The organism is Methylobacterium sp. ME121 (assembly GCF_000974725.1).
GTDB classification, from domain to species: domain Bacteria; phylum Pseudomonadota; class Alphaproteobacteria; order Rhizobiales; family Beijerinckiaceae; genus Methylobacterium; species Methylobacterium radiotolerans.
Genome location: NZ_BBUX01000026.1, coordinates 54,686 through 72,957, shown reverse-complemented (window position 1 = coordinate 72,957; position 18,272 = coordinate 54,686). Strand labels below are relative to the sequence as shown.

Here is an 18,272-nt window from a genome sequence, read left to right as displayed (position 1 = left end):
CCGACCGGCTCCTCCCCCTCGTCGTCTCGGGTCGACGGCGCCCGCGGGCGGCGGACGGGACCCGGTTCAGGCCTTCAGGACGGGCTCCGCGATGTCGCCGCCGCCGCCGCGGGCCCTGAGATATTCGGGCTGGAACAGGCACATCCGCACGGCGTCGCGATAGCGCCCGTTCACGAAGAACTCGTCCTTCAGCACGCCCTCGGGGTGGAAGCCGCAGCGCTCGTAGATCCGCACGGCCCGGGCATTGTCCCGGTCGACATGCAGGTAGAGCTTGTGGATGTTGAGCACGCTGAAGGCGTAATCCATGGCGATCCGGGTGGCCTGCCACGCGTAGCCGCGGCCCTGGAAGCTCGGGTGGATCGCGATCTGGAACTCGCAGCGCCGGTGCAGGTGGTTGATCTCGACGAGCTCGATCAGCCCGGCCGGCTCCCCGCTCGGGTCGGCCACGATGAAGCGCCGCTCGGTCTGATTGTGGATGTTGCGCTCGTAGAGCTGCTGCAGTTCGGCGAAGGACTCGTAAGCCTCCTCGAACCAGTAGCGCATGATGCTGTCGTTGTTGTTGAGCTGGTGGACGAAGCGCAGGTCCTCCCGCTCCAGCGGGCGCAGCTTGATGGTGATACCGGTCACCGCATTCATGACGCACCCACCTCGATCAGCTTGCGCAGGAAGTGCTCACCCTGGCCCAGGGCATCGAGGGTGATGAACTCGTCGGGCTGGTGCGCCTGGGCGATGTCGCCGGGGCCGCAGACCACCGTCGGGAGACCCGCCGCCTGGAAGCGCCCGGCCTCCGTGGCGTAGGGGACCGCGACGGTGCGGTTGCGTCCCGCGAGGCGCAGGCAGAGGCGCTCGGCCTCCGAGCCCGGCTCCGGAGCGAGGCCCGGAATGTCGACCTCCTCCAGCGTCTCGATCCGCCCGTACGCGCCGTAGCGGTTGAGGCGCTCGCGGGTGACCCGCTCGACCTCGGCCGCGAAGAGCCGCGGGATCTCGGCCGGGTCGAGATCGGGCAGGCCGCGATACTCCCAGAGGAAGCGGCACTCCTTGGCGAGGATGTTGCGCGCGGTGCCGCCCTGGATCGTCCCGACATGGACCGTGGTCGAGGCGGGATCGAACCGCCCGGACGGGTCGCCGCGCTCGATCATCAGGTCGGCGATCCGGTTGAGGCCGGCGACGAGGTCGCAGGCGGCCGACACGGCGTTCGCGCCGAGGGCCGGGCGGGCGGAATGGGCCTCGTGGCCGTGGACCGTGGTGAGGCAGGTGACGATGCTCTTGTGGGCGTCCGCCACCTCCATCCCGGTGGGCTCGCCGACGATCACCGCGGCCGGGCGGGGCAGGCCGTCGCCGAACCGCGCGATCCCGTCCATCGAGCCGAGGCAGGTCGTCTCCTCGTCGTAGGAGAGCAGGATGTGGATCGGCCGCTTCAGGCCGGCGGCGATCATGTCGGGCACCAGGGCCAGGGCCAGCGCGTCGAAGCCCTTCATGTCGACCGCGCCCCGTCCGTAGGCCCGGCCGTCGGCGACGCGCAGGGTGAACGGGTCGCTGGTCCAGGCCTGGCCCGTCACCGGCACCACGTCGGTATGGCCGGACAGGACGACGCCGCCGTCGACCATCGGGCCGACCGTCGCGAGGATGGCGGCCTTGTCGCCCGCCGCGTTCGGGAGACGCAGGTACGGGACGTCCCAGCCGTCGAGATAGGCGCTGACGGCGTCGATCAGGGCGAGGTTGGACTTGTCGCTCTCCGTATCGAAGGACACGAGGCGGGCGAGCATGTCGAGCGGGCTCAGCCGCTCGCCGGTCGCGGACATGGATTCCTCCGGGGCGAGGCCCCGGCCGGGACCTCAGTGCAGGCTGCGGCGGACGTGCGGGCTGTCGAGGGAGAAGGCGGGGATCTCGGCCTCGAAGCTCTCGCCGGCCACCGTCGCCATGGTGTAGCTGCCGGCCATCAACCCGTCGGGCGTGTTGAGCGGACAGCCGCTGGTGTAGCAGAAGGACTCGCCCGGCTCCAGCACCGGCTGCTTGCCGACCACCCCGGTGCCGCGCACCTCCTGGCAGGCGCCGTGGCCGTCGATGATCCGCCAGTGGCGCGAGCGCAGCTGGACCTGCTCGCTGCCGTTGTTCACGATCTCGACCGTGTAGGCGAAGAAGTAGCGGCTCTCGGTCGGCGAGGACTCCTCCTCGACGAAACGAGACTGAACCGTCACACTTATTCCCCGCGTCTCGGCCTTGTACATCGCCCTATTTGGCCCTTCTTCGGACGGTACGACTCGCTGAAGCCGAATGGAACGCGCTTCCCGGCCGGTGGTAGTGGGCGGCGGAATCGTCGTCAATTGCGGCGGACTACCTCGCGCGACGCCGGCCCCCCGGCGGGGCGCGGCGCCGGCATGACGCGGCCTGCGGAAGCGGTTAAGCCCGCGTTAGCGGGTCCCGACGGACAACGCTGATCGGAGTGACGCGGACCGGCCGGGGCGCGCGAAGGAGTCAGGGGCGCGATGAACGCGGGCGCAGCCACGGGAGCCGCCGAGTCGAGCGCGGACGGCCGATCCGGCATTCTGCCGGCCCAGGCGATCGCCGCCCTGGCCCAGGCGGGCGGCATCCGGACCGCGAGCCCCTTCGCACCCGACCAGATCCAGCCCGCGAGCCTCGACCTGCGCCTCGGCGCCAAGGCCTACCGGGTTCGGACGAGCTTCCTGCCCGGCTCGGGACGGACGGTCCAGGCCTGCGTCGACCGGCTGTCGCTGCACGCCGTCGACCTGCGCCCGGGCGCCGTCCTGGAGACGGGCTGCGTCTACATCGCGGAGCTCCAGGAGAGCCTCGCCCTGCCGGCCGATCTCGCGGCGGCCGCGAACCCGAAGAGCTCGACCGGGCGCATCGACGTCTTCACCCGCGTGATCACCGACCGCGGCGAGGCCTTCGACCAGGTCGAGCCCGGCTACGACGGGCCGCTCTACGCGGAGATCTCGCCGCGCACCTTCCCGGTCCTCGTGCGCAGCGGCTCGCGGCTGTCGCAGATCCGCTTCCGCCGCGGGGCGCCGCGGCTGACCGAGGTCGAGCTCGGCCTGCTGCACGCCCGCTCGGCCCTGGTCGACGCCGGCAGCCCGTCCTTCCAGGGCGGCGTCGCGGTCTCGGTGGACCTCGCCGGCTTCGACGGCCTCGTGGGTTACCGGGCGAAGCGCCACACCGGCCTCGTCGACGTGGACGCCCCCGGCCGCCACCGGGCCGCGGATTTCTGGGAGCCCCTCGCCGCCGACGGGTCGGGCAGCCTGATCCTCGACCCCGGCCAGTTCTACATCCTGGCGTCGAAGGAGGCCGTGCAGGTCCCGCCGGACCACGCCGCCGAGATGGTGCCGTTCGATCCCCTGGTGGGCGAGTTCCGGGTCCACTACGCGGGCTTCTTCGACCCGGGCTTCGGCTATGCCGGGGCGGGCGGGGCGGGCGCGCGGGCCGTGCTGGAGGTCCGCTCCCGCGACGTGCCGTTCCTCCTGGAGGACGGGCAGATCGTCGGCCGCCTCGTCTACGAGCGGATGCTCGACCTGCCGGAGACGCTCTACGGGGCCGGGGCCGGCTCGAACTACCAGGCCCAGGGGCTCAAGCTCTCGAAGCATTTCGCCCTGTAGTCCGGCCCGGACCCGCAGACGGGAGCAGCGATCGCATGGACGCCGTCGACCGGAAGATCCTCGATCTCCTCCAGCAGGACGCGACGCTCCCGGTGGCCGAGCTCGCCGAGCAGGTCGGCATCAGCGCGGCGCCGTGCTGGCGGCGGGTGAAGAAGCTGGAGGCGTCCGGAGTGATCCGTCGCCGGGTCGCCCTGGTGGATCGCCGCAAGGTCAACGTCCCCACCACGGTGTTCGTGGCCGTGAAGGCGCCGCGCCACGCCGCAGACTGGTCGGACGCCTTCCGGCGGGTGGTCGCCGGCTTCCCGGAGATCGTCGAGGCGTGGCGCCTGACCGGCGAGATCGACTACCTGCTGCGGATCGTCGTGCCCGACATCGAGGCCTACGACGCGGTCTACCAGCGCCTCATCGCCAAGCTCGACTTCTCGAATCTGTCCTCCTCCATCGCCATGGAGGAGATGAAGTACACGACCGCCGTCCCGACGATCTACGTGGCGTGAGGCGACCGCGCTGCGGCGGGGCTCAGCCCGCCGCCACCGCGTAGGTCCGGTGGATCGACGAGTCCTGCGCCCGGTGGTCGTAGCCGTAGACGTGGATCGAGACGGCCGCTTCCGGCCCGTCATTGGCGATCCGGTGCAGGTTCGGCCCCGTGGGCATCATGCAGGCGACGAAGCCGGGCTCGCGGACGGCGTCCATGGTCGCCACGGCGTGGGTCTCGCTGATCGGGCGGTACCACGTCTCCCGGAGGCTGCCGCGCAACAGGCCGAAGCAGCACGAGCAGTGGTGGTCGTGGACCGGCGTCACCGTGCCGGGCGCCCAGACCATCGCCCAGACGCTGATCGCCTCGGTGCCGAACAGGAGGTTCCGGCTCAGGCCGGGCCCCTGGCCGACCAGCCGCGACGGGTCGAGCAGGTCCGGCTGCGCCAGGATGCGGACCAGGGTGGACCGGGCCGAGGCCAGGTAGGCCTCCGGCGACCGGCCCGCGGAGCGGGCGAGGTTCGCCAGCATCGCCTCGACGTCGTTCGGGGTCGCGGTCTGCGGCATCGGCCAGTCTCCTTCGGTGCCCTTCACGAGGCTGCGCGAAGAGTACCCAAGGTCCTGCGTGGGCGGGTTGCGTTCTCGCACCCGATATCGCCCGGTGCGGCAAAGTCATTGCGCGAAAGCGCGGCCGCGAGAAACCGCGTTGCGCGAGGGCGGAGAACCCCGCGAGCCCGACGCCGGCGCGTCCACCCGGACGACGCGGCGGGACCCGCGCGGAGGGTCCCGCCGCGGGACGCGGGAGCGGCAGCCGGCCTCAGCCGGCCGCGGCCTCGTCCAGCAACCACGCCACGGCGCCGGTGCTGGTCACGCGGCCGGCGGGCAGCGCCTCGCCCGCGGCGAGCCGGGCCAGCGGGGTCCGCTTGCCGGCACCGGTGACGAGGAACAGCACGTGCCGGGAAGACGCGAGCGCCGGCAACGTCAGGCTGATCCGGGGGACGAACGGCTCCAGGCCGGCCTCCGGCACGGCGACGACGAGCCGCCGGGTCTCGTCGACGGCGGGCTTGCCGGGAAACAGCGAGGCGGTGTGGCCGTCCTCGCCCAGGCCGAGCAGCACGAGATCGAACAGCGGGCGGGCCGGATCGAGGCTGTCGGCGCCGTAGAAGTCGAGGAGCGTCCGCTCGTAGGCGCGGGCGCCCGCCTCGGGGCCCGCGTCCGAGGGGATGAAGTGGAGATGCGTCGGCGGGATCCGGGATCCGCGGCCGAACGCTTCCCGGACCATCCGGACATTGCTGCGCGGGTCGTCCCACGGCACCGCGCGGTCGTCCCCGAAGAACCAGTGGATCCGCTCCCACGGCACCCGGGCCGCGTAATCCGGCCCGGCGAGCAGGCCGTACAGCACCTTGGGGGTCGAGCCGCCCGAGAGGCAGAGCGCGATCCGCTCGGACCGAGTCTCGCCGCAGGCCACGATGATCCGCTCGGCCGCCTCGCGGGCGACCGCCTCCGGATCCTTCAGGACGTGCGTTCCGACGGGAAGGCTCATGGGTTCGGGCCCTGCGGCTTCGGGGGTCGGACGGGGCGGTCCGCGGGCGTCCCGCTCAGCCCTTCGGCTCCTGGTGACCGCCGAAGCCCTTGCGCATCGCCGAGAGCAGCTTGTCGGCGTAGCTCGCGTGCTCGCGGGAGCGGAAGCGGCGGTAGAGGGCGGCCGAGAGCACCGTCGCGGGGACGCCCTCCTCGACGGCGGCGTTGATGGTCCAGCGGCCCTCGCCCGAATCCTCGACGTAGCCGGAGAAGTCGGTGAGCTGCTCGTCGCCCGCGAGCGCCTGGGCGGTCAGGTCGAGGAGCCAGGACGAGACGACGCTGCCGCGGCGCCAGACCTCGGCGATGTCGCCCATGTTGAGATCGAAGCGGCGCTCGGCCGGCAGGTCCGCGGAATTCGCATGGCGGAGGATGTCGAAACCCTCCGCGTAGGCCTGCATCAGGCCATACTCGATGCCGTTATGGACCATCTTCACGAAGTGGCCGGCGCCGGTCGGACCCGCGTGGATGTAGCCCTGCTCGGCGCGGGGGTCGCGCCCCTCGCGGTTCGGCGTCTTCGGGATGTCACCGACGCCGGGCGCCAGGGTCTTGAAAATCGGGTCGAGGCGGTCGACGGCTTCCTTGTCCCCGCCGATCATCATGCAGTAGCCGCGCTCCAGGCCCCAGACGCCGCCCGAGGTGCCGACATCCACGTAGTGCAGGCCCTTCTCCTTCAGGGCGGCCCCGCGGCGGACATCGTCGCCGTAGAACGAGTTGCCGCCGTCGATGATGCAGTCGTCCGCCTGCATCAGCCCCGAGAGCGCCTGGACGGTCTGCTCGGTGATCGCCCCGGCCGGCAGCATCACCCAGGCCGCGCGCGGCACCTCCAGCTTGGAGACCAGGTCCTCCAGGCTCGACGCGCCGACCGCGCCGGCCTCGACCAGGGCGGCGACGGCCGCCGGGTTCTGGTCGAACACCACGGCCGTGTGCCCGTCGCGCAGGAGGCGCCGGACGATGTTGCCGCCCATCCGGCCGAGGCCGATCATGCCGAGTTGCATTGCCGATCTCCTCAGAGTCTCCCCTCCCTGAAACCGGGGAGGGGGAAAGGTGCGCCTACGCCACCGCGGCCTTGAGGGCGGCCGCGACGCGCTTCAGCCCGGCCTCGAGGTCGCCCTTGATGTGGACCCGCAGCGCCCGCCGGCCGCGCTCGGCCAGCACGGCGAAATCGCCCCGTGCCTGCGCGGCCACCACCGTGGCGAAGCCGAGGGACCGGCCCGGGATCGGGAGATCCTGCGACGGATCCGCGGTGATCTGCAGGAACACGCCGGTATCCGGGCCGCCCTTGTAGGCCTGGCCGGTGGAGTGCAGGAACCGCGGCCCGAACTCGAGGCAGGTCGCCACCTTGCGGGCGTCGCGCACGGCGATCCGCGCCTCCTGGAGGATGCCGGCGGCCTCGGCATCGCGCGGCACGTAGGCGAGCAGGCCGAGGTAATCGCCGTCCTTGAGCCGCACGACCTGCGCCTTGAGCGCGGCCTCCAGGCCGTCGGTCGCCTGCGGCAGACCCTCGGCATTGCGCGGATCGGCGTAGAGCGCGATCGCGTCGTCGGAGAAGAGCGGCGTCTCGGCGGGGAGGGCGCCCTTCGCCTCGGCCTCGGCGAACAGCTTCTTGGTCTCGACCTTGCTGGCCTCGACGTCGGGCTGGTCGAACGGGTTGATCCCGATCACCGCGCCGGCCACCGCGGTCGCCATCTCCAGGCGGTAGAATTCCTGCGGCAGCTGCTCGATCGAGTCGAGGGTGATGCGGGCGATCGGGTGGCCGTCCCGCTCCAGGGCGCGCAGGGCCTCGTCCTGCGAGGCCTCGGCGTTGCCGTCGAGGCGGAGGTAGACGAAGAACCGGTCGTGGCCGTAGACCGCCGGAACGCCGACCGGCTCGCCGTCCACCGGCACGAGGCCCTTGCCCTGCTTGCCGGTCGATTCCGCGATCAGCTGCTCGGCCCAGGCGCCGAAGCTCGCGATCGCCGGGGAGGCGACGATCGTCACCTTGTCGCGGCCGGCGAGCGCCGCAGCGCCGATGGCCGTGCCCAGCAGGACGCCCGGATTCACGGCCGGCGGCACGGCCGGGCCGCAGGAGCGGACCATGATGCGGGCGGTCTCGAGGAGCGCCTTCACGTCGAGGCCCATGGCGGCGGCCGGCACGAGGCCGAAGGCCGAGAGCACCGAGTAGCGCCCGCCGATCTGCTTCACGCCGTAGAAGATCTTCTTGAACTTATCGCTCTGCGCGGCGCGCTCCATGTCGGAGCCGGGATCGGTCACGGCCACGAAATGGTCGCCGGCCCGGTCGCCGAGCACGTCCTTGGCGCGGGCCAGGAAGTAGTCGCGGAAGACGTTCGGCTCCAGCGTCGAGCCGGACTTGGAGGCGACGATGAACAGGGTCCTGCCCAGGTCGATGCTCGCCTCGAGGGCGCGCACCTGATCCGGGTGGGTCGAGTCGAGGATCTGGAGCTTGGGGAAGCCCTCGCGCTGGCCGTAGGTCAGGCTCAGGACCTCCGGGCCGAGGCTCGACCCGCCCATGCCGAGCACGACGGCGTCGGTGAAGCCCTGCGCCTTCACCCACTCGGAGAAGGCGGCGTAGTCGGCGGCCTTCTCCAGCTCCTCCTCGACGATGTGCAGCCAGCCGAGCCAGTTCGCCTCGTCGTGGCCGGACCAGACCGAGGCGTCGCCCGCCCAGAGCCGGCGGATCGACCCGCTGGCGCGCCAGGACTCGACAGCCTTCTTCGCCTCGGCCGCCAGGGTGTCGTCCATGGCGAGGCTCTGGCCGTCGAGCCGGTGCCCCAGCAGCGCGGCGCGCTTGCCGGCGACGGCGCCCAGCAGGTTGTCGGCGGCGTCGATGAAGAGCTGCACGCCCTCGCGAACCAGCTGCTCGGCGATCGTCTCGATGTCGATGCCGGTCCGCGCGAGCTTGGCCATCACGGCCTCGGCGCCCGGCACGTCCTCCTCGATCGTCGCCCGCACCACGCCGTGGTCGCGGAACGCGTCCATGGTGGCGGGCGGCATGGTGTTGACGGTGTTCGGGCCGATCAGCTCCTCGACGTAGAGGACGTCGGAATAGGCCTTGTTCTTCACACCCGTGGAGGCCCAGAGCAGCCGCTGCGCCTTGGCGCCCTTCTCGGCCAGCGCCGTCCACTTGGATTCGGCGAAGATGCGCTTGTAGCGCTGGTAGGCGAGCTTGGCGTTGGCGATCGCGACCTTGCCCTTGAGCTGCTCCAGGGCGATCTTCTCGTCGGGGTCGTTGGCCTCCGCGATCTTCTCGTCCAGCAGCTTGTCGACCAGCACGTCGATGCGGCTGATGAAGAAGCTCGCCACGCTGGCGATGCGCGAGACGTCGTGGCCGGCCTTCGCGCGCTCGTCCAGCCCGTCGATGAACGCGCGCGCCACGGCCTCGTAGGCCTCCTGCGAGAACAGCAGGGTGACGTTGATCGAGATGCCCTCGCTGGTCAGCTGCCGGATCGCCGGGATGCCCTGCGGTGTCGCCGGGACCTTGACCATCAGGTTGTCGCGGGACACCGCCTTGTGCAGGCGCCGCGCCTCGGCCAACGTCTCCTCGGTGTCGAGGGCGAGGTAGGGCGAGACCTCCAGGCTGACGTAGCCGTCCGCGCCGTCGCTCGCCTCGTAGACCGGGCGGAGCACGTCGGCGGCCGCCTGGATGTCGGCGATGGCGAGCCCCTCGTAGAGGTCGATGACGCGGCTGTCGCCGGTCGCCTGCACCGCCTTGAGGCTGTCGTCGTACTCGTCCGAGTGGCCGATCGCCTTCTCGAAGATCGACGGGTTGGAGGTGACGCCCCGCAGGCCGTCGCGCTCCACGAGCTGCTTCAGCTCGCCCTTCGCGATGAAGCCGCGGGCCACGAAGTCGAGCCAGACCGCCTGATCCTGTTCGTCGTGCAGGGCCTTGAGCGCGTTCATGTCGATTCCTCGTCTCGCGTACCGCGTACTCGCGCCCGAACGCGCTCTCCCGCCCGGACCGGGCGGGAGAGCAGCCCCCCGGGCTACTTCTTATGCTTGGCCACCTGCGCCTTCGCGGCGTCCAGGACCTTCTCGGGGGTAAAGCCGAACTTGGTCTGGAGATCCTTGATCGGCGCCGAGGCGCCGAAGGTGTGCATGCCGATCACCGCGCCCTCGGAGCCGGCGTAGCGGTCCCAGCCGATGACGCTGCCCTGCTCGACGGCGACCCGCGCCTTGACGGCGGGGGGCAGCACCGCGTCGCGGTAGGCTCGGTCCTGCCGCTCGAACAGGTCCCAGGACGGCATCGACACGACCCGGGCCTTCACGCCCTCGGCCTTCAGCGCCTCGTAGGCGCCGACGCAGAGCTGCACCTCGGAACCCGAGGCGAGCAGGATCACGTCGGGCGTGCCGTCGCAGTCGGCGAGCACGTAGCCGCCCTTGGCGGTGCCCGAGGCCGCGCCGTACTTCGTACGGTCGAGCGTCGGCAGCGGCTGGCGCGACAGCGCGAGCACCGCCGGCTGGTTCCTCAGGGTGAAGATCACCCGGTAGGCTTCGGCGACCTCGTTGGCGTCGGCCGGGCGCAGGGTGACGAGGCCGGGGATGCAGCGCAGCGACAGGAGCTGCTCCACCGGCTGGTGGGTCGGCCCGTCCTCGCCCACGCCGATCGAGTCGTGGGTGAAGATGTGGAAGACCGGCAGCTCCATGAGCGAGGCCAGCCGGATCGGCGGGCGCATGTAGTCGGCGAAGACCAGGAAAGTCGCGCCGTAGGCCCGCAGCCCGGAGAGGCCGAGCCCGTTCACGATCGAGCCCATGGCGTGCTCGCGGACGCCGAAATGCAGGTTGCGGCCGCCCGGCGAGAACGGGCCGAACGAGCCCGCGCCCTCGAAGGTCAGGTTGGACTTGTTGGACGGCGCCAGGTCCGCCGAGCCGCCGAGCAGGAACGGCACGTGCTGGGCGATGGCGTTCAGCACCTTCCCGGAGGATTCGCGGGTGGCGAGGCCCTTGGCGTCCGGCTCGAAGACCGGGATGTCCTTGTCCCAGCCCTCCGGCAGGCGGCCCTCCAGGAAGGCGTTCAGGTCCTCGGCGTGGGCGGCATCGGCTTCCTTCGCCTTGGCGAGCAGGCCCTGCCACGCGTCGTAGAGGCCGGCGCCGCGCTTGCCGATCCCATCGCGGAAGTTCTCCTGCACGCCGTCCGGCACGAGGAACTGGGCGTCCTCCGGCCAGCCGTAGGCGCGCTTGGCACCCTTCACCTCGTCCTCGCCGAGCGCGTCCGAGTGGGCCTTCGAGGTCCCCTGCTTCTTGGGCGCGCCGTAGCCGATCACCGACTTGACGATGATCAGCGTCGGCCGGTCGTTGGTCGCGAGGAACGTCTCGATCGAGCCCGCCAGCGCGTGCACGTCGTTGGCGTCGGCGACGCGCAGCACCTGCCAGCCGTAGGCCAGGAAGCGGGTCGCGACCTCCTCGCCGAAGGCCAGCTCCGTGTGGCCCTCGATGGTGATGGTGTTGTCGTCGTAGATCCAGCAGAGGTTGGCGAGCCGCAGGTGGCCGGCCAGCGAGGCGGCCTCCGAGGCGACGCCCTCCATGAGGTCGCCGTCCGAGCAGACGGCGTAGACGTTGTAGTCGAACAGCGGCAGGTTCGGCCGGTTCAGGTGCCGGCCGAGGAAGCGGCTGCCCATGGCCATGCCGACCGAGTTGGCGACGCCCTGGCCGAGCGGGCCCGTGGTGGTCTCGACGCCGGTGGTGAAGTGGTATTCCGGGTGGCCCGGGGTCCGGCTGTCGAGCTGGCGGAACTTCTTGATGTCCTCCAGCGACACCGCCGGGGCGTTGCCGCCGTCGCTCTCGGCGACGCCCGCGAGGTGCAGGAGCCCGTAGAGCAGCATCGAGGCGTGGCCGCAGGACAGCACGAACCGGTCGCGGTTGGGCCAGTGCGGATGCGCCGGGTCGTAGCGCAGGTAGCGGTTCCACAGGGTGTAGGCGACCGGCGCCAGCGCCATGGGCGCGCCGGCATGGCCGGAATTGGCCTTCTGCACCGCGTCGATCGCGAGCGTCCGGATCGTGTTGATGCTGAGCGTATCGATCTCAGCGAGGGCCGCCTTGGCGGGAGTGTCAGCACCGCTCATGATGTCGCGTCTTCCAGTTCGCCTCGCGCGGTCCGCTTCGCGGCTTCGCGCTGCCGTAGGACGGCGGGAGGAGCTCCGTTGGCCTTACCACCCTGCCGATCCGCCGGCCCTTCGCCGCGCGTATAGCTGAGGAGCGTGTTGACGAGGGCGACGTGGGTGAACGCCTGAGGGAAGTTACCCACAAGACGCTTGGCTTGCACGTCGTATTCCTCGCTGACGAGGCCGAGATCGGTGCAGATGCCGATCAGGCGCTCGATCAGCGCCCCGGCCTCGTCGCGCCGCCCCAGGCCGATGAGGTTGTCGACGTACCAGAAGGTGCAGGGGAGGAAAGCCCCCTCGGTCCCGGTCAGCCCGTCGGTGGTCTGACCCTCGGTCTCGTAGCGGAGGATGAAGCCGTCCCGCATCAGCCCCTTGCCGATCGCCTCCACGGTGCCGACCACCCGGGGATCGTGCTGCGGGAGGAAGCCGGTATGGGCGATGAGCAGCAGGCTCGCGTCCAGCGCCTTCGCGCCGTAGGACTGCACGAAGCTGTTGAGGGCGGGGTCGAAGCCCTTCGCGCAGACCTCGGCGTGGATCTCGTCCTTGATCGCGCGCCAGCGCGCGGCCTGCGCGTCGGTGGCGCCGTTCTCGTGCATTTCGTGCATGCGCAGGGCCCGGTCGAACGCCACCCAGGCCATCACCTTCGAGTGGGTGAAGTGGCGACGGCCGCCGCGCACCTCCCAGATCCCCTCGTCGGGCTCGCGCCACGCCTTCTCCAGGTGGTTCAGGATCGCGAGGCCGACCCGTATCCCGTCCTTGCTGACCGGCAGGCCGCGGGCATGGGCCTGATAGAGCGCGTCGAACAGCTCGCCGTAGACGTCGAGCTGGAACTGGCTGGCTGCGGCGTTGCCGATCCGGACGGGCCGCGAGTTCTCGTAGCCCGGCAGCCAGTCGAGCTCGATCTCGGGCAGCAGCCGCTCGCCGGCGATGCCGTAGAGGATGTGCGCCTGCTCGGGATTGCCCGCCACGGCCCGCAGCAGCCAGCCCAGCCAGTCGCGCGCCTCGTCGATGTAGCCCCCGTCCATCAGGGCGATCAGCGTCAGGGTCGAGTCGCGCAGCCAGCAGAAGCGGTAATCCCAGTTCCGGATCCCGCCGAGCCCCTCCGGCAGGGAGGCCGTGGGCGCCGCCACGATGCCGCCGGTGGGTTCGTAGATCAGCGCCTTGAGGGTCAGCAGCGAGCGCTGGAGCATCCGGTCCCATCGCGTGCCGCCGGTGCAGCGCGACGACCATTCGCGCCAGTGCTGGTCCGTGGCCTCGAGGACCTTGCGCGGCTCGATCGGGGGCGGATCGTCCTCGTGCGAGGGGCCGTAGCTCAGGACGAACCGGTGCTTCTCGCCGGCATGGACGGTGAACTCGGACACCGTCGTCTGCGCGTCGGATCCCTTGAGATGGACGTCGGTGCGCAGCACGACCTTGTGGGGGCCCGAGACGGCGCGCAGGTCGCCCAGCTCCGAGCGGGAGACCCAGGGCACGGCCGAGCCGTAATCGAAGCGGACCGCCATCTCCATCCGCATGGCGACGCGCCCGTGCACGCCCTCCACGAGCCGCACCAGATGGGCCCCGTCGCCGACCGGCATGAAATCCGTGACCAGGACCTCGCCCTGGCGCGTGGTGTGGCGGGTCTCCAGCACGAGGCTGCCCGGCCTGTAGGACCAGCGGGTCTCGACGTTCTCGGCCTCGGGGAAGATCTTCCAGAAGCCGTGCGCCTCGGTTCCCAGGAGGCTGGTGAACAGGGCGGCCGCGTCGAAGCGCGGCCAGCACAACCAGTCCACGCTGCCCTGCCGGCTGATCAGCGCGGCGCTGCGGCAATCCCCGACGAGCGCGTAATCCTCGATGCGTGCAGCCATCCGGCCCCGGCTCCGGTCCGCGGCCGGCAGTCCGGTCCGTCCGCTGCGACGCACCTAGGACGTCCGGTCACGAGATCCAGAGGTTCGGACGCCCGGGGCCGGGTGCGGTCAGCGCAGGCAGTCCGCCACGGCCAGGGCCACCGTGCCCTGGACCGCCTTCGCGCCGCTGCGCACGAGAGTCGCCGCGTCACCGACGGCCCGAGCGGCCGGAACCAGGGTCTCCACCACCGAGGCCGCGAAGGGCAGGGCCTGCGACGGGAGCAGGGTGTCCTCGGCCTCATCGGCGGCCGCCGCGCGCGCGGGCGCCATGGGATCGGGGTTGCTGCGCGGCGCCTCGGGGCAGCGCCGGCCCGGGCAGGCGCGCCGGCCCGCGGCCGCGACGTGGGAGGTCGCGCGGGCGGCCACGGCCGGACGGGCGGGCAGGGACCCCGTCCGCGCGATCACGGCGTCGAGCGGGTACTGCTCGGCGAACGCGATCACGGCGGGCGGGCGGCCCGGCGCCGCGATGGCGGCCATCGGCGCGAAATCCGTGGGTCCGGGAGCGGCGGACACGCCCGCCTCGGCCCGGGCGCCGGGCTGTACCGGTTTCGAGCTCGGGCAGTACAGCGAGGCCACGCCCAGGACCGCCACGACGGCCAGCGTCGGCAGGAAGGGCATGGACACGCGGCCGTGGGCGGCGTCCGTCAGGGCGGGCTGGTCTGGCCTGCGCATCCGAATCACCGATCTCCATGACCGCCGCGAGGTCCGCAGAGTGCGGTCAGCATTGCGGCGGAAGCTGGACCATTTCTTTGCGCGGCGGTTACTGGTGCCGCGGGACGGGATACCGCGGAAACGTCCGCCGACGGTCGCGCTGCGGGCACGGGCCTTGCTTAGCGTCCGGTGGCCCGCGCCGGGCCGGCCTCCAGAAGAAGACCCGCCCCGTACCGGGCCAAGATGACTGAGACCAATCTCACCGTCGCCGTGATCGACCCGAGCCGCGCCCGCGCGGCGATCCTGGAAGAGGGCCTGCGCGCCGCCGGGATCGGGCGCGTGGTCGTGATTCCCGACACCGCCGACCTCATGGAGCGCGTCGCCGCCCTCAAGCCCGACGTGGTGGTGATCCATCTGGAGAGCCCGAGCCGGGACATCCTGGAGCAGATGTCGGGCGTCTCCCGGCAGGTCGAGCGGCCGGTGGCGATGTTCGTCGACCGCTCGGACTCGACCATGATGCAGGCCGCCGTCGATGCCGGGATCTCCGCCTACGTTGTGGACGGCCTGCGGGCGGAACGGATCAAGTCGATCCTCGACATCGCGATCCTGCGCTTCAACGCCTTCGCGCGCCTCCAGCGCGAACTGACGGAGGCGCGGAGCGAACTCGCCGATCGCAAGCTGATCGAGCGGGCGAAGGGCATCTTGATGACCATGAAGGGCCTGTCCGAGGACGAGGCGTACAAGCAGCTGCGCCGCAAGGCCATGAACGAGAAGCGCAAGATCGCCGACATCGCCCGGGCGATTGTCACCACCGCGGACCTGCTCGGATGAGGCTCCAGCTCGGCTACGTTCCGCTCTGCGATGCGGCCCCGCTGATCGCGGCCCACGAACTGGGCTTCGCCCGGGCCGAGGGGCTCGACCTCGACCTCACCGCCGAGCCCTCCTGGGCGACGCTGCGCGACCGGCTGGCGCTGGGCCATCTCGACGGCGCGCACATGCTGGCGCCGCTGGCGCTGGCGAGCCGGCTCGCCCTGTCGGGGCCGCCCTCCGACCTGATCGTGCCGCTCCAGCTCAGCACCGACGGCAACGCCGTCACGCTGTCCCGCACCCTCTGGGCGGCGATGGACCCGGACGGCGAGGCCCTGGCGGACGTCGCCCGCGCCTTCGCGGGCGTGGCGCAGGCGCGGCTCCGCGCCGGCAGCCCCCTGACGCTCGGCACGGTGCACCCCTTCTCGTGCCACAGCTACCAATTGCGGCTGTTCGCCGAGGCCGGCGGCCTCGACGCGGCGGCTTTCCGCACGGTCGTGGTCCCGCCGCAGCATTGCGTGGAGGCGCTGGCGCGCGGCCTAGTGGACGGGTTCTGCGCCGGCGCGCCCTGGAACGACGTGGCGGCCGCGGCCGGCCACGGGCGGATCGCGGTCCACGGCAGCGCCCTGGCGCCGAACGCGACCGAGAAAGTGCTGGCCGTCTCCGCGCGGCTCGACGGCGCGATCCTGCCGCTGGTGCGGGCGGTCGCCCGGGCCGGACGCTGGTGCGCCGATCCGGAGAACCGGGCCGAACTGATCCATCGCCTCGCCCGCCGGACCTACCTCGACCTCGATCCCGCCTTGGTCGGGCGGGCCTTCGCCGGCGATCCGGACGCGTCCGCCGAGCCGGGCCCGCGCATCCGCTTCGGCGCGGCGGTCGAGGAGCCGCGCGCCGCGCAGGCCCGGTGGCTGCTGGAGCAGATGCGCGCGGCGCGGCAGCTCCCCGCGGATCTCGACATCGCGGCGGCGATCGCGACGGTCTACAGGCCGGATCTCTACAGGGCGGCGGTCGCGGATTCCTGAGGGCGGCGACACTTCCCGCAGTTCGTCACCGACCCGCGGTATCGGTGCGAACAGTGGCGGAACGTCGGGCAGGCTCGCCCGTTGTGCTTCCGCCATGCCTGGATGCCGCAAACTCGAAACTGGATCGTTGATCTCGCATCCGCGCGGGCGGGTCGAGCTTCGACGCTACGTGACCCGGGGCGGCCGAGTGCCCCGCGCGTGCAACGACAACCGTCGGGCCGGCGCGCACCACGCGTGGTACTGGGTCCTGGCCGCCGGCGCGATGCCGACGCTCGGCCTTCTGGCGATGCTGTCGACGCTCCTGTAACGGATCGCCGGCCAGGCACCCGCAGATCACCTGTATTGCGAAGCTGTGGCTCCGTCTCGCGAACATGGGAGCTTCGCGCGGCGGCATGGTCGTGCGACCTGACCAGATCCGCACAGAGCATCCACGCGCGCGGCGCTGCCGGCCACACCCCGCGCGCCGACGGCACGATCGACCGTGCGCGTGACCCCTTCGACCTCGCGCGTTCCGCACGCGCGCGACCGTCCACAGTCCCGACCGGCAGTCCGGTCCGCGCCTGATCGCTTTCGCGACGGGTCGCACAGTTTTTGTGCAGTGCCGCAGCCGCCGCTCCGACCCGCCGCCGAGCACCGAGCGCGCCGCCGGTCCTGAAGATCCGCGCGCCCCTCGCGGGCCGGCCGCCGTCTGGCACGGAACCTGCAATAACCTCCGCGTCCGTCAACGGCGACGGACAGCGCCGTCAGCGAGGCCGCTGATCCGGTTCTCCCTGAGGCTGAAGCCTGCCGGGAGATGACCGGCAGCGGCTTTTTCGTGGGCGGTCCGCCAACGACCCTGCAATCGAGGTTCCAGACGCGATCGAGCGATGGCGACATCCCCTAAGGACACACGCGGACACGACGCGCGCGCCGGGAACGGCCCACCGCGCGAGAGGCTGGTCGTCGTCGGCAACGGCATGGCCTCGCTGCGCTTCCTGGAGCGGCTGACCGAGGCCGCGCCCGGCCGCTACGACATCACCTGCATCGGGGCCGAGCCCACGGCCGCCTACAACCGGGTCCTGCTCTCCTCGCTGCTCGGCGGCGAGGTCGACGAGGCGGCCTGCGCCTTCCGGGGCCTCGACTGGTACGCGGATCACGGCATCCGCCTGATCACCGGCGCGCCCGTGACGCAGATCGATCGGGAGAACGGGCTCGTCATCGTGGGCGAGACCCACGTCGTGCCCTTCGACAGGCTGGTCCTCGCGGTCGGCTCCCTGCCGATCCGCCTGCCCAAGCCCGGCATGGACCTTCCGGGCGTCATCACCTTCCGCGACCTCGCCGACGTGGCGGCGATCCGCGCGGCGGCCGTCCGGCACGCCCGGGCCGTCGTCATCGGCGGCGGCCTCCTGGGCCTCGAGGCGGCGGTCGGGCTCGCGCGCCTCGGGGTCGAGACCACGCTGCTCCACGTCATGGACCGGCTGATGGAGCGCCAGCTCGATCACCACGCCGCCGGGCTGGTGAAGCGCGCCATGGAGGCGCGCGGCGTGCGGGTCATCCTCGAGGCCGACACCGCCCGCGTCGAGGGCGCGTCCCGGGTCGAGCGCCTGGTCCTGGCGGACGGCACCGCGCTCCCGGCCGACCTCGTGGTGATGTCGGTGGGCGTGCGCCCCTCGGTGGCGCTGGCCCAGGAAGCGGGGCTGGCGATCGGCCGGGGGATCACGGTCGACGACCGGATGACGACCTCGGACCCGCGCATCTTCGCGCTCGGCGAGTGCGCCGAGCACCGCGGCCAGATCTACGGCCTGGTCGAGCCCGCCTACGAGCACGCCGACACGCTCGCCCGCCACCTCGCCGGCGAGGCGGCCGAGTACCGGGGCACGGCCCTGTCCACGAGCCTGAAGGTGTCGGGCCTGCCGGTCTTCTCGGCCGGGATCGTGGACACGCCTGACGATGCCGAGGCGATCGTGCTCTCCGATCCCGGTGCTGGCCTCTACCGCAAGCTGCTGGTGCGCGACGGCCGACTGATCGGCGCGGTGTTCGTCGGCGACATCGCCGAGCAGGGCGCCTGCAAGGGCCTGATCCGCTCCGGCGCCCCGATCGAGAACGTGGACGACTTGATGTTCGGGCGCCCCGCGCCCGAGCCGCTCGCTGCTTGAGGAGGCGCGG

The 18,272-nt window shown here is 71.8% G+C and carries 16 protein-coding genes; 6 read left to right on the top strand and 10 right to left on the bottom strand.

Annotated features, from left to right (window positions below):
• Positions 1 to 66 precede the first annotated feature (66 nt).
• Genes speG through apaG form a run of 3 tightly spaced genes read right to left on the bottom strand, consistent with a single transcriptional unit; the run spans position 67 to position 2,228 of the window.
• On the bottom strand, positions 67 to 636 hold the full coding sequence (speG, locus tag ME121_RS17400) for a spermidine N1-acetyltransferase (RefSeq protein WP_012319282.1): 570 nt from the start codon (positions 634 to 636) through the stop codon (positions 67 to 69).
• Complete coding sequence (gene argE / locus ME121_RS17395; RefSeq protein ID WP_012319281.1) at positions 633 to 1,802, bottom strand: acetylornithine deacetylase; 1,170 nt, start codon at positions 1,800 to 1,802, stop codon at positions 633 to 635. The genes speG and argE overlap by 4 nt, the downstream gene beginning before the upstream one ends.
• A gap of 33 nt (positions 1,803 to 1,835) precedes the next feature.
• Positions 1,836 to 2,228 carry a Co2+/Mg2+ efflux protein ApaG gene (gene apaG, locus ME121_RS17390; RefSeq protein ID WP_012319280.1) on the bottom strand — a complete coding sequence of 131 codons (393 nt, stop codon included), beginning with the start codon at positions 2,226 to 2,228 and terminating at the stop codon, positions 1,836 to 1,838.
• Between the two features lie 258 nt (positions 2,229 to 2,486).
• On the opposite strand from apaG, the gene ME121_RS17385 reads away from it, so the two are divergent.
• Together ME121_RS17385 and ME121_RS17380 are read left to right on the top strand one after the other, a co-directional pair.
• Positions 2,487 to 3,611, top strand: a complete 1,125-nt coding sequence (locus tag ME121_RS17385) for a 2'-deoxycytidine 5'-triphosphate deaminase (RefSeq protein ID WP_012319279.1) — start codon at positions 2,487 to 2,489, stop codon at positions 3,609 to 3,611.
• Positions 3,612 to 3,646: 35 nt separating this feature from the next.
• Positions 3,647 to 4,108, top strand: coding sequence for an Lrp/AsnC family transcriptional regulator (locus tag ME121_RS17380; protein ID WP_012319278.1), 462 nt, complete (start codon positions 3,647 to 3,649; stop codon positions 4,106 to 4,108).
• A 22-nt stretch (positions 4,109 to 4,130) separates the two neighbouring features.
• Here the strand turns inward: ME121_RS17380 and ME121_RS17375 are convergent, their stop codons facing one another.
• From ME121_RS17375 to ME121_RS17345, 7 genes are all read right to left on the bottom strand, one after another.
• Positions 4,131 to 4,652 (bottom strand): cysteine dioxygenase, encoded by a 522-nt coding sequence (locus tag ME121_RS17375; protein WP_012319277.1) that lies wholly within the window; start codon positions 4,650 to 4,652, stop codon positions 4,131 to 4,133.
• A gap of 250 nt (positions 4,653 to 4,902) precedes the next feature.
• Entirely contained in the window at positions 4,903 to 5,628 is a 726-nt protein-coding gene (gene pgl, locus ME121_RS17370) for a 6-phosphogluconolactonase (protein WP_012319276.1), read from the bottom strand.
• Between the two features lie 55 nt (positions 5,629 to 5,683).
• A complete protein-coding gene (gnd, locus tag ME121_RS17365) occupies positions 5,684 to 6,661 on the bottom strand; it encodes a phosphogluconate dehydrogenase (NAD(+)-dependent, decarboxylating) (RefSeq protein ID WP_012319275.1) in 978 nt (325 codons plus the stop codon).
• 55 nt (positions 6,662 to 6,716) lie between these two features.
• Positions 6,717 to 9,563, bottom strand: coding sequence for a bifunctional transaldolase/phosoglucose isomerase (locus ME121_RS17360; RefSeq protein ID WP_058606966.1), 2,847 nt, complete (start codon positions 9,561 to 9,563; stop codon positions 6,717 to 6,719).
• Positions 9,564 to 9,646: 83 nt separating this feature from the next.
• Positions 9,647 to 11,722, bottom strand: coding sequence for a transketolase (gene tkt / locus ME121_RS17355; protein ID WP_059409282.1), 2,076 nt, complete (start codon positions 11,720 to 11,722; stop codon positions 9,647 to 9,649).
• Positions 11,719 to 13,608 (bottom strand): glycoside hydrolase family 15 protein, encoded by a 1,890-nt coding sequence (locus ME121_RS17350; protein ID WP_012319272.1) that lies wholly within the window; start codon positions 13,606 to 13,608, stop codon positions 11,719 to 11,721. Before ME121_RS17350 ends, tkt begins: the two co-directional genes overlap by 4 nt.
• Before the next feature lie 108 nt (positions 13,609 to 13,716).
• On the bottom strand, positions 13,717 to 14,319 hold the full coding sequence (locus ME121_RS17345; protein WP_012319271.1) for a hypothetical protein: 603 nt from the start codon (positions 14,317 to 14,319) through the stop codon (positions 13,717 to 13,719).
• Between the two features lie 222 nt (positions 14,320 to 14,541).
• Here ME121_RS17345 and ME121_RS17340 point away from each other — a divergent pair, with 222 nt between their 5' ends.
• From ME121_RS17340 to ME121_RS17325, 4 genes are all read left to right on the top strand, one after another.
• Positions 14,542 to 15,129 carry an ANTAR domain-containing response regulator gene (locus ME121_RS17340; protein WP_012319270.1) on the top strand — a complete coding sequence of 196 codons (588 nt, stop codon included), beginning with the start codon at positions 14,542 to 14,544 and terminating at the stop codon, positions 15,127 to 15,129.
• Positions 15,126 to 16,127, top strand: coding sequence for a CmpA/NrtA family ABC transporter substrate-binding protein (locus ME121_RS17335; RefSeq protein ID WP_024830046.1), 1,002 nt, complete (start codon positions 15,126 to 15,128; stop codon positions 16,125 to 16,127). Before ME121_RS17340 ends, ME121_RS17335 begins: the two co-directional genes overlap by 4 nt.
• Positions 16,128 to 16,254: 127 nt before the next feature.
• Positions 16,255 to 16,434 carry a hypothetical protein gene (locus tag ME121_RS17330; protein WP_024830047.1) on the top strand — a complete coding sequence of 60 codons (180 nt, stop codon included), beginning with the start codon at positions 16,255 to 16,257 and terminating at the stop codon, positions 16,432 to 16,434.
• A gap of 559 nt (positions 16,435 to 16,993) precedes the next feature.
• Complete coding sequence (locus ME121_RS17325; RefSeq protein WP_012319268.1) at positions 16,994 to 18,262, top strand: NAD(P)/FAD-dependent oxidoreductase; 1,269 nt, start codon at positions 16,994 to 16,996, stop codon at positions 18,260 to 18,262.
• The last annotated feature ends 10 nt before the right edge of the window (positions 18,263 to 18,272 follow it).

Excerpts from the sequence above, each read along its gene's own strand:
- speG (WP_012319282.1), bottom strand. The coding sequence starts at position 636 with ATGAATGCGGTGACCGGTATCACCATCAAGCTGCGCCCGCTGGAGCGG.
- argE (WP_012319281.1), bottom strand. The coding sequence starts at position 1,802 with ATGTCCGCGACCGGCGAGCGGCTGAGCCCGCTCGACATGCTCGCCCGC.
- apaG (WP_012319280.1), bottom strand. The coding sequence starts at position 2,228 with ATGTACAAGGCCGAGACGCGGGGAATAAGTGTGACGGTTCAGTCTCGT.
- ME121_RS17385 (WP_012319279.1), top strand. The coding sequence starts at position 2,487 with ATGAACGCGGGCGCAGCCACGGGAGCCGCCGAGTCGAGCGCGGACGGC.
- ME121_RS17380 (WP_012319278.1), top strand. The coding sequence starts at position 3,647 with ATGGACGCCGTCGACCGGAAGATCCTCGATCTCCTCCAGCAGGACGCG.
- ME121_RS17375 (WP_012319277.1), bottom strand. The coding sequence starts at position 4,652 with ATGCCGCAGACCGCGACCCCGAACGACGTCGAGGCGATGCTGGCGAAC.
- pgl (WP_012319276.1), bottom strand. The coding sequence starts at position 5,628 with ATGAGCCTTCCCGTCGGAACGCACGTCCTGAAGGATCCGGAGGCGGTC.
- gnd (WP_012319275.1), bottom strand. The coding sequence starts at position 6,661 with ATGCAACTCGGCATGATCGGCCTCGGCCGGATGGGCGGCAACATCGTC.
- ME121_RS17360 (WP_058606966.1), bottom strand. The coding sequence starts at position 9,563 with ATGAACGCGCTCAAGGCCCTGCACGACGAACAGGATCAGGCGGTCTGG.
- tkt (WP_059409282.1), bottom strand. The coding sequence starts at position 11,722 with ATGAGCGGTGCTGACACTCCCGCCAAGGCGGCCCTCGCTGAGATCGAT.
- ME121_RS17350 (WP_012319272.1), bottom strand. The coding sequence starts at position 13,608 with ATGGCTGCACGCATCGAGGATTACGCGCTCGTCGGGGATTGCCGCAGC.
- ME121_RS17345 (WP_012319271.1), bottom strand. The coding sequence starts at position 14,319 with ATGCGCAGGCCAGACCAGCCCGCCCTGACGGACGCCGCCCACGGCCGC.
- ME121_RS17340 (WP_012319270.1), top strand. The coding sequence starts at position 14,542 with ATGACTGAGACCAATCTCACCGTCGCCGTGATCGACCCGAGCCGCGCC.
- ME121_RS17335 (WP_024830046.1), top strand. The coding sequence starts at position 15,126 with ATGAGGCTCCAGCTCGGCTACGTTCCGCTCTGCGATGCGGCCCCGCTG.
- ME121_RS17325 (WP_012319268.1), top strand. The coding sequence starts at position 16,994 with ATGGCGACATCCCCTAAGGACACACGCGGACACGACGCGCGCGCCGGG.